Source organism: Glutamicibacter halophytocola, assembly GCF_001302565.1.
GTDB lineage: Bacteria > Actinomycetota > Actinomycetes > Actinomycetales > Micrococcaceae > Glutamicibacter > Glutamicibacter halophytocola.
In genome coordinates this window covers 2,419,240-2,431,073 of record NZ_CP012750.1, presented here as the reverse complement: position 1 = coordinate 2,431,073, position 11,834 = coordinate 2,419,240, and the positions used below count along the sequence as shown (strand labels likewise).

The following is an 11,834-nucleotide window of genomic DNA, read 5'->3' as shown; positions in this document are numbered from 1 at the left end:
GGAAGCCGATGCCATTCTTGCTGATCTTGATCGCGCTGCTCCTGGTGGGGGCCGTCGCGTTGCTGCTCTCTGGGCAGCGCAAAAAACTGGGCGTGGGCCGGCACTTCGAGTCGCCCCACGAGCCGATCGTCGGATTGGTGGAGCACCAGGCGTCTTTGCCGCCAGTATTGCTCCCTGAGAATCCGCGCGCAGAACATATCGACAAAGTGCGTTTTTCCCTGGGGCTGCGAGGTTACCGCTGCGATCAGGTTGATGACGTGCTGGACCTGCTTGCAGCCGAAATCACGACTCTGGAAAATACCATTCGTGACCTGGAGTCACGGCGTGTGATTAGCGACACGAGAGAAAATTAGTAATAATAGAAGATAAGAGTCCCAACTCAGCCGGGAATCTGGGCAGATGTTGGACAAGGCATTCGGTTGTGCGTAACGCAAAAAATTGTTGCGCGCGTTAGCCACAGACGAAGGGAACAGCTTAATGGCTGCTATGAAGCCACGTACTGGTGATGGGCCAATGGAAGTCGTTAAAGAGGGCCGGAGCCTGATCCTGCGCCTGCCAATCGACGGCGGCGGACGGCTGGTCGTCGAGTTGAATGACGCTGAAGCGACCGAACTGCGCGACTGCCTTCTAAAGGTCACCGACTGATTCAGCTTGATCGCACCACGCGATAGTAATAAAGGACCGGCAACCACGTCGGTCCTTTTTGCCTGCCTACCTAGGCTTTGGAGCTGCCGGCGGCAAGACAGTGGCTACGAATAATCCTTGCTCGGTGGGAAACAGGTGGGTCTGCAGTCGCGGGTCCTCGCGCAGCATCCGCAACGCATCACGGGTCATGACGGTGGATGTCCTTCGCACGGCCGGTTTGGCCAAGCGGTGCTCGTCAAAGGCATTGTTCACGATAATCACTCCGCCAACGCCCACAAGGCGTTTGGCTTCGGCAACATATTCCAGCAGCAGGTCAGCGCCGGCATCGATCAGCACCAGGTCATAGGCGTGATCAGCCAGGCGCGAGAGCACGTTTTCGGCGCGTTCGGTGATGATCCTGGCGCGGGCCGAAGGAATTCCGGACTCGCGCAACCCCAGACGCATGGCGTTGGCATGTTCCAGGTCGGATTCGATTGCTGTCAAGGTCAGTGAGGGGCCAACGGCTTCCAGCATGGCCAGGGAAGCAACACCGACTCCCGAGCCGATTTCTACCGCGTTGCGCGGGCGGCGCAAGGTGCACAGCAGCTGCAGCATGGACCGGCCGGCTGGATCGATGCATCGTACGCCCAGGTCCTCCGCACGTTCGCGTACCGGAGCAACATGCTCGGGCTCGCTGATGTGGTTCTGGGTGTAGGTCCAGCTCGCGAAGAGTTCTGGATTCATCGAAGGCATGGGCAGGGATCCTCAATAACGTTGTCAGTTGACGGCCAGTATCAATCGTACCCAGCGCGAGAAGCGAAATTGTTCAACTTGATAGTTCACCCGTAGGGGATTCTTAGCTTCAGCTCAGCTTCCGAACTCATACTTGAAGAGTGAACAATGTACCAAGTGAATCAGTTTCGGCCGTTGCGGCCCCAGAAACCACGACGCCGACATGGGAGCAAATGGTCCATGAGCACGGCGAACAGGTATTCAGGCTGGCTTACCGCTTAACTGGCAACCGCCACGACGCGGAGGATCTCTCCCAAGAAGCATTCGTTCGCGCCTTCAAAGCCCTGGACGGCTACACTCCTGGAACCATGGGCGGCTGGTTGCATCGCATCACCACCAACCTCTTCCTGGACCAGGCTCGACGCAAGAGCAAGATCCGCTTTGATGGATTTGCCGATGGCGCTGAAGAGCGCCTGCCGGGCAACGTGATCACCCCCGAGCGCTACTTCGAATTCAACAACTTGGATGTGGACGTGCAAGAAGCCCTGCGGGCATTGTCTCCGGAGTTCCGTGCCGCCATTGTATTGTGCGATATGGAAGGTTTCTCCTATGAGGAAGTTTCCCGGATTCTCAATGTGAAGCTCGGAACGGTTCGGTCGCGAATCCACCGAGGCCGCGCCATGCTTCGTGATGCCCTCGCGCATCGCAATCCGGCCAATCGCCCGGCGAAAACCATGTCGTTGCCGCGAATTCCTCTGGGGCTGCGGGCCGCAAATTAACGGGTAATCAGCGATGCCGGGGCCGGCATTGTGGCGCGGTGACTTCGTGAGTTCGCTTGGGACAGGGTAATCTTTTTACGTGGATCTTTTTGGAATTAACGGTAGCGAGTTCATTGTTCTCGCGGTGCTCGCGGTCGTCATACTCGGCCCCGAAAAGCTGCCTGAATACGCCAAAAAGCTAGCCAACCTCGTCAAAGAAGTGCGGCGCATGGCTAATGGGGCCAAGGAGCAGTTGCGCGACGAGGTCGGCGATGAAGTCGCCGACATCGACTGGCGAAAACTCGATCCCCGGCAGTACGATCCACGCCGCATCATCAAGGAAGCGCTGGTCGACGAATTTGATGATGCCATCAATGCTGCCAAGAGCGCTCCGAATGCCGCGGCGGCTCCGGTCCGCACGGCGATTGCTACAGAAACCCAGAAGCAACCACCGCTCGCGGCCAATGAAGCCGCTCCTTTTGATTCCGAAGCTACCTAGAACAACAGGCTTAGAACGACATTGGCAGCGATCGCCCGGCTAGTCCGCGCGGTCGCTGTACTAGTTTCTCCGCCAATTCCTGCAGTGCCAGGGCTGCTGGCGACTGCGCGGCGCCAAGAACCACCGGAGTGCCTTGGTCCGAACCAACGCGCACGGATTCTTCCAACGGGATCTGGGATAACAAGTTGACTTCATACCCCAGTTGGCGGGTCAATGATTCGCTGAGGTTCTCTCCGCCGCCGGAACCGAAGACCTCCATGCGCGTGCCATCGGGCAACTGCAGGAAACTCATATTTTCCACCACGCCGAGGACCTTCTGATCTGTTTGCAGCGCAATCGTTCCCGCACGCTCGGCCACCTCGGTTGCGGTGGACTGCGGGGTGGTGATCACCAGAAGTTCGCTGTTCGGCAAAAGCTGGGATACCGAGATGGCCATGTCTCCGGTGCCTGGCGGCAGATCAAGGAACAGGTAGTCCAGATCGCCAAAGTAGACATCGGACAAAAACTGCTCCAAGGCACGGTGCAGCATCGGCCCGCGCCAAATGACCGGCTGATTCGAATCCAGGAACATGCCAATGGAAATGACCTTCACGCCATGCGCCACCGGTGGCAGGATCATATCGTCCATGCGTGTGGGATTCTGCGTAATGCCCATCAGCGACGGGATGGAAAAGCCGTGCACATCGGCATCAATCAGGCCGACCTTCAGCCCTTGCGAGGCAAGATGCGCGGCGAGGTTCGCGGTGATCGAGGACTTGCCCACGCCGCCCTTGCCGCTGGCCACCGCGATAACACGCGTCAGGGACTGCGGATCGGAGAACGGCGTGCGCCGGCTGGCTAGCCGCTCGCGCAATGCGGCCCGCTGCTGGGGATCCATCACGCCAAGGGTGACATCGACATCTTCTACTTCGGCAACACCCAGCAAAGCAGCGGTGACCTCGGCTTCAATGGTCGAGCGCATGGGGCAGCCAGCGATGGTCAACAGGATCGTCACTCGCGCCTTCTGGCCATCCAGGTGGGCGGACTGCACCATATCCAGCTCGGTGATGGGGCGGCGAAGCTCGGGATCGTTGACAGTTTTCAGTGCTTCAAGCAGTACTTTGGAATTGCTCACTTGCTGGTATTCTTCCGCTGCTGGGGTGCAACCGTTTCGATGATTCCGGTCTGCGGGGATGAGTTCTTGCCGCTGTTCTTTTTCTTGGCGCGAAGATTCAGCTCTTCGCCGTCTGCAGTCTCCAGCAGCTCTTCGAGCACATTGCGCAATTCGGAGCGGACATAGTCGCGAGTCGCCACATCACGCAGGGCCAAACGCAGCGAAGCCAATTCCCGCGTCAGATATTCGGTGTCGTAGAGGTTGCGCTCGGCGCGGGCGCGGTCCTCAGACAGCGAGACACGGTCACGGTCATCCTGTCGGTTCTGCGCCAGCAGCAGCAATGGCGCAGCGTAGGAAGCCTGGAGCGAGAGCATCAGCGTCAGGGCGGTGAAACCAATGGTGGCATCATCAAAACGCCAGCCTTGGGGGGCCACGGAATTCCAGATCAGCCAGAACGCACAGAACACCGTCATGTACAGCAGGAATTGCGGGGTACCCATGAAACGGGCAAACTTCTCCGTGGCCGAGCCAAACAGGTCCGGGTTGGGGGAGAAACGAGGCCAGAATCGTTGTCGTGCTGCCAGTGGGGTGTCCAGGCCATTAGTCTTACGCTGCTCAGCCATAGCTGGAACTCCTCTGCTGATCTGTCTATTGGTGGGGCTCGTTTAGTCTTGAGAGCGCCAATCATCGGGAAGAATGTGGTCCAACACGTCGTCGACGGTAATGGCTCCAACGAGCCGGCCTTCTTTGTTGGTGACTCCGACACTGGTGAGGTTGTAGGTAGCCAGATGCCTGACAACATCCGAAATATCGGCAAGATCCGACATGGACTCCAGTTCGGTATCAAGAATGTCGCCCAGCGGTTCGGGGGGAGCGGCGCGCAACAGCGCCTGGATATGAACCTGGCCAAGGTAACGGCCGGTGGGCGTTTCCAAAGGAGGTCGAACCACGTAGACGGTGGAAGCCAGTGCCGGGCTCAGTTCTTCCAGGCGCACCGAGGCGAGCGCCTCTGCCACCGTTGATTCCGGCGTGAGAATCACCGGCACCGGGGTCATCACCGAACCGGCAGTGCCCTCGGGATAGGCGAGCAGGCGGCGAACGTCCTTGGCCTCGTCCTCGTTCATCAAATCCAGCAGCTGGTGCTTGGTTTCCTCGCCTATGCCGGCCAAGAGGTCCGCCGCATCGTCCGGATCCATTTCTTCAAGCACATCCGCGGCGCGTTCCAGGCCCAGCGCCGAGAGAATTTCAACCTGTTCGCGGTCTGGAAGTTCCTGAAGCACGTCAGCCAGGCGCTCATCTTGCAGGTGGGCGGCAATTTCCAGACGGCGCTTTTCATTCATTTCATGCAGCGCGTCGGCAAAGTCGGCCGGTTTCATCTCATCGTGCGTAGCCACGAAGGTATCAGCGGACTGGGGCTCGTTCTGGGAGCCATGGCGAATGTCCTGCCAGGACACCAGCACCTTGTCGCGTCGGCGCGAGCGCAAGCCCAAGAGGGAGGACGTGGGGACGCCGCGTTGCACGTAGTATTCGTTGATTTCCCAGTCGCCACGACGGGTCTGGGTCAAGCCCACGTCTTCAATGACGCCTCGGCCCGAGCCGTCGACAAAGTTGATGGTGCGGTCAAACATTTCGGCAACAACCAGGATCTCCTGGCCACGCTGCTGGAAGCGGCGCATGTTGACCAAGCCCGAGCAGATGACCTGGTTGGCTTCCATGGATTGGATACGGGTCATCGGCACGAATACCCGTCGCTTGCCGGGGACCTCGACCACCAGACCCACACAAGCGGCAGGCTTCTGAGGGCCGCGGGAGACAACAACTACATCGCGCAAACGGCCCAGGCGGTCGCCCAAGGGGTCGAAGACATCAAGCCCGAGAAGCCGGGCGACGAAGATTTTAGACACTTGTGCGCTCACACCTCTAGACTATCGTGTCCCATTGATCATTGCGGTGTGTAAAGCCACAAGCTCTCAACTGTTTCTTTCACCCTCAGCGATAGTTAGTTCACAACTAGGCAGGCTCACAGTAAACCTGTGCACAATATAGATATGACCTCGCCTCATGGAGTAAATTCGATCAGCCCCAACGGTTTGCCTCGCGGAGAACTGCTTGGACGCTACACCAGCTACCTCGACGCGCAGAAGCTCGTTGACTACCTGGCAGACAATGACTTTCCCGTCGCCTCGGTAAGCATTGTCGGCAATGATGTGCGCACGGTTGAGCGAGTCACGGCGAAACTTTCCTACCCGAAGGTGGCTCTGTCTGGCGCAGCCCAGGGTGGCATGATGGGCCTGTTTGTTGGCCTGCTGCTCTCGCTCTTTGGCGGTGGCGGCAACGGCCTGTACCAGATCCTGTCGGCTATTGGCTTGGGCATGGCTATCTGGATGATTGCCGGCGTGGTGAGCTATTCGACCCGCCGCGGAAAGCGCGACTTCGCATCCTCGAGCCAATTCGTGGCCACCAGCTTTGATGTGGTTGTCGATTTTGAACATGCCCAGGCAGCCCGAACCCTGGCGGCAAAACTGCCGATGCGCCCGCATCCAGCTGCAGCGCAGTCGGCTCCGGCCCCGGTGCAGCAACAAGCACCAGCCGCACCAGCAGCTCCGGTGCAGGCACCGGCTCAGCCTCAGGGTTCTGCGGAGCCCGCCGAGTCCAGCGATCCACCTCGTGGCCAGTTCCCCGACTTGCCTGATGGACGTCCGCGTTACGGCGTGCGAGTCAATGATTCACAGCCCGCAGCAGAGCCTGCCGCAAGCCTGCCGGAACAGGCTCAGGATGCGCCGAAGCCAGAGCAGGAGAAGCCAGTTGCGCAGGACAGCTCGGCTGGCTCCCAGCCTGAGCAGGACCTTTCCTCGGTTGAGCCGAAGGTGAACCCGGAGAACTCTCCTGCGTCCCAGTCCAAGGACAACGAGTCCGGGGCATAAAGCAGAATTAAAGCCTTGAGGTTCCTAGTTCAGCTGCGTTGAGCAACTGAACTAGGACCCTCGGTTTTTAAGCTTCAGGCTCCGTTCTTAGCCGCGAAGCTTGGCCATCCACGCTTCAACCTCATCCGGGTTGCGCGGCAAGGCTGCGCTCAGGTTTTCGGCGCCATCAGCGGTGACAAGAATGTCATCCTCGATGCGCACACCCAGGCCGCGGTACTCTTCCGGAATCGCCAGATCCTCATCCTTGAAGTACAGGCCAGGCTCGATGGTGAAAACCATGCCTTCCTTCAACTCTGCATCCAAGTACAACTCGGCACGCGCCTGCGCGCAGTCGTGTACATCCAGGCCCAGGTGGTGGCTGGTGCCATGCGGCATCCAACGGCGGTGGTGCTGGCCCTCCTGGCTCATGGCTTCGTCGACCGAGACTGGCAGGATGCCCCATTCGGATAGGCGCTCGGCCAGTACCCGGGTAGCGATCAGGTGCAAGTCGCGGAACTTGAGTCCCGGCTTCACTGCAGCGAACGCGGCATCAGCAGCATCGAGGACCGCCTGGTACACCTTGCGCTGCACGTCGGTGTACGTGCCGGAGACTGGCAATGAGCGGGTGATGTCGGCGGTGTACAGCGAGTCAGCTTCGACACCAGCGTCGAGCAACAGCACCTCGCCGTCGTTGACGGAACCGGTGTTGCGGATCCAATGCAAGATGGTTGCGTTGTTGCCGGAAGCAGCGATGGTGTCATAGCCCAGCTCGTTGCCTTCCAAGCGCGCCCGGGCAAAGAATGCTCCTTCGACGACGCGTTCACCCCGCTGATGGGCCATGGCCTTGTCCAGGTTGCGCACCACGTCCTCGAAGCCATTGATGGTGGCGGCCACAGACTTGCGCAATTCTGCGATTTCGTACTCGTCCTTCACCAAGCGGATTTCCGAGACGAACTCCGAAAGCTCGGTGTCCATCGCGTCGCTGGCTTCCAGATCCTGCCCGGTGTTGATGCGCGAGGTATCCACCAGGGCGTCCATATTCAGGTCCACGTCGCGCACCAGGCGGATGCGAATGCCGCCCAAAGCCTGGGGACCGGAATTCTTGGTGATTGCCATTTCCAGCTGATCCAGCGAATCGGTCGGCAGGCCGGTGCGGGCAGCCAACGACGACAATGTTGGGCGCGGGCCAACCCAGAATTCGCCAGAACGCGAATTCAGGTAGAAATCGCTGCTGTCGCGACCAGCCATGGGAGCGAAGTACAGGGTGGAAACGTGGTTGCTGCCTTTTTCGCCGGCGCCATCGTCGGTCGGCTCCATAACCAGCACGGCATCTGGTTCATGGTCCACACCGAGGCCGGTGAGGTGCGCGAAGGCCGAGTGCGGACGGAAGCGGTAGTCGGTGTCGTTGGAGCGGACCTTCAACGGACCGGCCGGAATCACAAGGCGTTCGCCAGCAAAATTCTCCGAGAGCTTTGCGCGACGAGCCGCTGCAAAGCCTGCCGCCGCATCCTGTTCGGGCAATGCAGAGGTATCGGTAGCCCACGATGAGGCCATGAATTCCTGGAATGCTTTGGACGTTGGACGCTGGGAACGGTTGTTCACTCGGTCTTCCAACGGCTGATCTGCGCTTTGTGCAGTTGAATCTTGATTGGTCATAGTCCAAGTGTGTCACCCTCGGCGGTATCCCAGCAAAGAATCAGCGCAGGGGATAATCTAGGCTTATGCGAATTGACCTGCACACCCACTCCAATGTGTCCGACGGAACGGAAACCCCGTCCGAGCTGATACGCTCCGCGGCTGCCGCTGGGCTGGATGTGGTGGCGCTGACCGATCATGACCAGACCACCGGTTGGGCGCCGGCGGCAGCGGCCGCAAAAGAAATCGGCCTCGGGTTCATCCCCGGCATGGAGATCACCTGCCAGGACCCCAATGGCATCAGCGTTCACTTGCTGAGCTACCTCCACGATCCCAACTATCAACCGCTGCTTGACGAACTGGACCTCGCATTGAATGCCCGCATCATTCGCGCGCAGCGCATCGTTGAACGCCTGGCCGAGGACTACCCGATTACTTGGGACCTGGTGCGCAACCATTGCCAGCCTGGCTCCACTGTGGGGCGGCCCCATATCGCCGATGCGCTGGTAACGGCCGGAGTCGTGGAAAACCGCAATGAGGCTTTCGCCAACGTGCTTTCGTACCGTTCGCGCTACTATGTCGCCCACCCGGCCGTGGACCCGTCCAAGGCGGTGCAATTGGTTCGTGAAGCAGGTGGAGTTCCAGTCTTTGCCCATCCCAAAGCATCAAAGCGCGGACGTGTCGTAGCTGATTCGACCTTCCACGACATGATTGATGCGGGCCTGGGCGGAGTGGAAGTGCATCACCGGGATAACAGCGAGGAAGGCAAAGGCTGGCTGCTGGAACTCGCCGCCGAACACGATTTGATCGTCACCGGCTCTTCCGACTATCACGGAACCGGAAAACTGAACCGGCTCGGTGAGAATCTCACCGAGCCGGAAATGCTGCAACGTATTATTCAGGAAGGCACCGGATCTCAGGCCTTGATGTAGGTCGTTGACTCGGGAAGCCGTGAACGCATCACGTCGATTGCTTCAGGATTCTGGTCTACCAGGACAAACTGGCGGCCCAGTTTGGCTGCCACGGCGCCGGTAGTTCCAGAGCCTGCAAAGAAGTCCAGCACCCAGTCGCCCGGGCGGGATGACGCCGAAATAATCCGGCGCAAAATCCCTTCAGGCTTCTGCGTGGGGTAGCCGGTCTTTTCCTTGCCGGTGGGCGAAACAATCGTATGCCACCACACATCGGTGGGCAGCTTGCCCAGGGCGCGCTTCTCTGGGGTTACCAGGCCGGGAGCCATATACGGTTCGCGGTCCACCTCGGTGGAATCAAAGTGATAGCGCTTTGGATCCTTTACATACACCAGGATCGTGTCGTGCTTGGCAGGCCAACGGTTCTTGGCGCGGGCCCCATAGTCATAAGCCCAAATCAGCTCATTGAGGAAGCATTCGCGGCCAAAAATCTCGTCGAGGAGAACCTTCACGTAGTGCACCTCGCGGTAATCAAGGTGCACATACAAGGTGCCGTCTTCAGCGAGCAACCGATGCGCTTGGCGCAACCGCGGCTCAATGAAGCTGAGATAGTCATCGAAGGTGTCATGGTAGGACCGTGCCGTACCCAGCTCGGTGTTATAGGCGCGGCCCTGGAAACCGGTGCGATCGCCTTCGCCCTCGGTGGCACGCACCATGGTGCGTTGGGCGCGGGTTTGCTTCCGCCCGGTATTGAACGGTGGGTCCACATAGATCAACGTGAAGCTCTGTTCCGGCAAGGCCGAGAGCGCACTGAGGTTATCCCCGTGGTACACGGTATTGGCTGTCGCCGGACCCGCTGGCGCGTCGGCGCCAGAAGGTCCGGTTTCAGGTATTGCTGATTCTTCGGGTTGAGCAAGCACCGCTGGCTTAGGTTCCTTTCGGAAAAACGAACTGACGAGGGGAACGGGAACTAGTCCTGGCCGCCTTCATCGGTGCTGCGGGTGCGGCGGCGCGGACGGCGACGGCGAGCCTGCGAGGCAGTGTTCGAGTTCTCTTCAGCGTCGGCGCCAGGCTTGTGAGTCTCGCGATGGCGCTCGTTCTCCCGTGCCGGACGATCCTGCTTGCCCTTGGAGTGGCCGTGGCGCGAGCTCTCCGTCTCTGCAACCTCGCCCTTGACGGCAGGTTTTTCGGTGCGCTGGCCGTTGACGGTGCGAGTGCGCGAGCGCGAATTGCTTCGGCGGCGTGGTGTGCGCGGGGAATCAGAAGCGCGTTCGGAACCTTCGCCCTCGGCGCTGACGGCCTTCTTCGCCCGTGGCAGGCGACCCTTGGTGCCCTTGGGGATATCAAGGTCGGCGAAGAAGTGCGGCGAGGAGGAATAGGTTTCCACTGGCTCAGGCACGTTCAACCCCAGGGCCTTGTTGATCAGCGACCAGCGAGGCACAGAATCCCAGTCCACGAAGGTGACCGCGGTACCGGTGTTGCCGGCACGGCCGGTGCGGCCCACGCGGTGCAGGTAGGTGTTCTCGTCATCCGGGCACTGCAGGTTGACCACGTGGGTCACGTCGTCCACGTCGATGCCGCGGGCTGCGACATCGGTGGCGACCAGGATATCGACCTTGCCGGAACGGAAGGCCTTCAACGCCTGTTCGCGGGCTCCCTGGCCCAGATCGCCGTGCAGCGATCCGGCGTTGAAGCCGCGGTCGACCAGCTCATCGGAGAGCTTGGCGGCCGAACGCTTGGTCTGGGTGAAGATGATGGTCTTGCCGCGGCCCTCGGCCTGCAGCAGCCGGGCGACCATCTCGTCCTTGTCCATGTTGTGCGCGCGGTAGACCAGCTGGCGGATGTTGCGCTTGGTCAGCGAATCGTCGTCGCCTGGATCCTGGGCACGGATGTGCGTCGGGCGGGTCATGTAGCGGCGGGCCATGGTGATCACGGCGCCGGGCATGGTGGCGGAGAACAGCATCGCCTGGCGCACTGGCGGCAGGGCGGCCAGGATGCGCTCGACGTCGGGCAGGAAGCCCAAGTCCAGCATCTCGTCGGCTTCGTCGAGGACCACGGTCTTGACCTGCTTGAGGTTCAGCACGCGCTGGCGGTTCAGGTCGATCAGGCGTCCCGGGGTGCCGACGATGACGTCGGTGCCGGCCTTGAGCGCGTTGATCTGCTCTTCATAGGGGCGGCCGCCGTAGATGGTGGTGATCGAGATGTTCGAATGCTTCGAGGCCTGGGCCAGGTCGGCTCCGACCTGGATGGCCAATTCGCGGGTCGGGGCCACGATCAGGGCCTGCGGGGCGCCCGGGAATTCGAGGTCCTCGTAGCCCTTGTCGCCTTCGCGGATCACGCGCTGCAATGCGGGGATGCCGAAGCCCAGGGTCTTGCCGGTACCGGTTTTCGCCTGGCCGATGATGTCGTTGCCGCCCAGGGCGACCGGCAGGGTCAGCGCCTGGATCGGGAAGGGGTAAAGGATCCCTGCTTCGGAGAGCGAAGCCACAATGTCTTCGCGCACGTTCAGATCGGCAAAACTTTCCTGGACCGGTTCCGCGACAGTTTCATTGTCTTGTGGTTCGACAGCCTCTGCTGCCAAAGTCGTGTCACTCACGATATTAATATTCTCGTTTCATGTGGGCACAGCACCTGCTCATCCCATGCTCCTGTGAGCATGAGGGGCTCGGTGACGCGCAATTC

Annotated in this window: 13 protein-coding genes; 6 read left to right on the top strand and 7 right to left on the bottom strand. The window is 60.2% G+C overall.

Features of this window, described 5'->3' with window-relative positions; translation table 11 throughout:
- The first annotated feature begins 8 nt into the window (after positions 1–8).
- Together AOZ07_RS11120 and AOZ07_RS18215 are read left to right on the top strand one after the other, a co-directional pair.
- Entirely contained in the window at positions 9–353 is a 345-nt protein-coding gene (locus tag AOZ07_RS11120) for a DivIVA domain-containing protein (RefSeq protein WP_060702055.1), read from the top strand.
- A 124-nt stretch (positions 354–477) separates the two neighbouring features.
- Positions 478–645 carry a DUF3117 domain-containing protein gene (locus AOZ07_RS18215; RefSeq protein WP_074439749.1) on the top strand — a complete coding sequence of 56 codons (168 nt, stop codon included), beginning with the start codon at positions 478–480 and terminating at the stop codon, positions 643–645.
- Positions 646–711: 66 nt separating this feature from the next.
- Here the strand turns inward: AOZ07_RS18215 and AOZ07_RS11115 are convergent, their stop codons facing one another.
- Positions 712–1,377 (bottom strand): O-methyltransferase, encoded by a 666-nt coding sequence (locus tag AOZ07_RS11115; protein ID WP_060702054.1) that lies wholly within the window; start codon positions 1,375–1,377, stop codon positions 712–714.
- Positions 1,378–1,589: 212 nt separating this feature from the next.
- Between AOZ07_RS11115 and sigE the strand changes: the two genes are divergently transcribed.
- Together sigE and AOZ07_RS11105 are read left to right on the top strand one after the other, a co-directional pair.
- Positions 1,590–2,135, top strand: coding sequence for an RNA polymerase sigma factor SigE (gene sigE / locus AOZ07_RS11110; RefSeq protein ID WP_236995326.1), 546 nt, complete (start codon positions 1,590–1,592; stop codon positions 2,133–2,135).
- A gap of 79 nt (positions 2,136–2,214) precedes the next feature.
- Positions 2,215–2,613 carry a sec-independent translocase gene (locus AOZ07_RS11105; protein ID WP_060702052.1) on the top strand — a complete coding sequence of 133 codons (399 nt, stop codon included), beginning with the start codon at positions 2,215–2,217 and terminating at the stop codon, positions 2,611–2,613.
- Positions 2,614–2,623: 10 nt separating this feature from the next.
- Here the strand turns inward: AOZ07_RS11105 and AOZ07_RS11100 are convergent, their stop codons facing one another.
- Genes AOZ07_RS11100 through AOZ07_RS11090 form a run of 3 tightly spaced genes read right to left on the bottom strand, consistent with a single transcriptional unit; the run spans position 2,624 to position 5,622 of the window.
- Complete coding sequence (locus tag AOZ07_RS11100) at positions 2,624–3,727, bottom strand: Mrp/NBP35 family ATP-binding protein (protein WP_060702051.1); 1,104 nt, start codon at positions 3,725–3,727, stop codon at positions 2,624–2,626.
- A complete protein-coding gene (locus AOZ07_RS11095) occupies positions 3,724–4,329 on the bottom strand; it encodes a DUF1003 domain-containing protein (protein ID WP_060702050.1) in 606 nt (201 codons plus the stop codon). Before AOZ07_RS11095 ends, AOZ07_RS11100 begins: the two co-directional genes overlap by 4 nt.
- Positions 4,330–4,371: 42 nt before the next feature.
- Positions 4,372–5,622 (bottom strand): magnesium transporter MgtE N-terminal domain-containing protein, encoded by a 1,251-nt coding sequence (locus AOZ07_RS11090; protein ID WP_060702049.1) that lies wholly within the window; start codon positions 5,620–5,622, stop codon positions 4,372–4,374.
- 132 nt (positions 5,623–5,754) lie between these two features.
- On the opposite strand from AOZ07_RS11090, the gene AOZ07_RS11085 reads away from it, so the two are divergent.
- Positions 5,755–6,630, top strand: coding sequence for a YflT domain-containing protein (locus AOZ07_RS11085; protein ID WP_194943650.1), 876 nt, complete (start codon positions 5,755–5,757; stop codon positions 6,628–6,630).
- A gap of 87 nt (positions 6,631–6,717) precedes the next feature.
- Here the strand turns inward: AOZ07_RS11085 and AOZ07_RS11080 are convergent, their stop codons facing one another.
- On the bottom strand, positions 6,718–8,265 hold the full coding sequence (locus tag AOZ07_RS11080) for an aminopeptidase P family protein (RefSeq protein ID WP_060702047.1): 1,548 nt from the start codon (positions 8,263–8,265) through the stop codon (positions 6,718–6,720).
- Positions 8,266–8,330: 65 nt separating this feature from the next.
- On the opposite strand from AOZ07_RS11080, the gene AOZ07_RS11075 reads away from it, so the two are divergent.
- Positions 8,331–9,176, top strand: a complete 846-nt coding sequence (locus AOZ07_RS11075; RefSeq protein ID WP_060702046.1) for a PHP domain-containing protein — start codon at positions 8,331–8,333, stop codon at positions 9,174–9,176.
- Here the strand turns inward: AOZ07_RS11075 and AOZ07_RS11070 are convergent.
- Together AOZ07_RS11070 and AOZ07_RS11065 are read right to left on the bottom strand one after the other, a co-directional pair.
- Positions 9,161–10,045: a DNA-methyltransferase gene (locus AOZ07_RS11070; protein ID WP_060703424.1), complete on the bottom strand. Its 885-nt coding sequence runs from the start codon at positions 10,043–10,045 to the stop codon at positions 9,161–9,163. The genes AOZ07_RS11075 and AOZ07_RS11070 overlap by 16 nt on opposite strands.
- A 77-nt stretch (positions 10,046–10,122) precedes the next feature.
- Positions 10,123–11,748: a DEAD/DEAH box helicase gene (locus AOZ07_RS11065; protein WP_060702045.1), complete on the bottom strand. Its 1,626-nt coding sequence runs from the start codon at positions 11,746–11,748 to the stop codon at positions 10,123–10,125.
- Between the last annotated feature and the right edge of the window lie 86 nt (positions 11,749–11,834).

Bases quoted from the DNA above. Each gene is read 5' to 3' on its own strand.
- AOZ07_RS11120 (WP_060702055.1), top strand. From the start codon at position 9: ATGCCATTCTTGCTGATCTTGATCGCGCTGCTCCTGGTGGGGGCCGTC.
- AOZ07_RS18215 (WP_074439749.1), top strand. From the start codon at position 478: ATGGCTGCTATGAAGCCACGTACTGGTGATGGGCCAATGGAAGTCGTT.
- AOZ07_RS11075 (WP_060702046.1), top strand. From the start codon at position 8,331: ATGCGAATTGACCTGCACACCCACTCCAATGTGTCCGACGGAACGGAA.
- AOZ07_RS11115 (WP_060702054.1), bottom strand. From the start codon at position 1,377: ATGCCTTCGATGAATCCAGAACTCTTCGCGAGCTGGACCTACACCCAG.
- AOZ07_RS11080 (WP_060702047.1), bottom strand. From the start codon at position 8,265: ATGACCAATCAAGATTCAACTGCACAAAGCGCAGATCAGCCGTTGGAA.
- sigE (WP_236995326.1), top strand. From the start codon at position 1,590: ATGGTCCATGAGCACGGCGAACAGGTATTCAGGCTGGCTTACCGCTTA.
- AOZ07_RS11085 (WP_194943650.1), top strand. From the start codon at position 5,755: ATGACCTCGCCTCATGGAGTAAATTCGATCAGCCCCAACGGTTTGCCT.
- AOZ07_RS11095 (WP_060702050.1), bottom strand. From the start codon at position 4,329: ATGGCTGAGCAGCGTAAGACTAATGGCCTGGACACCCCACTGGCAGCA.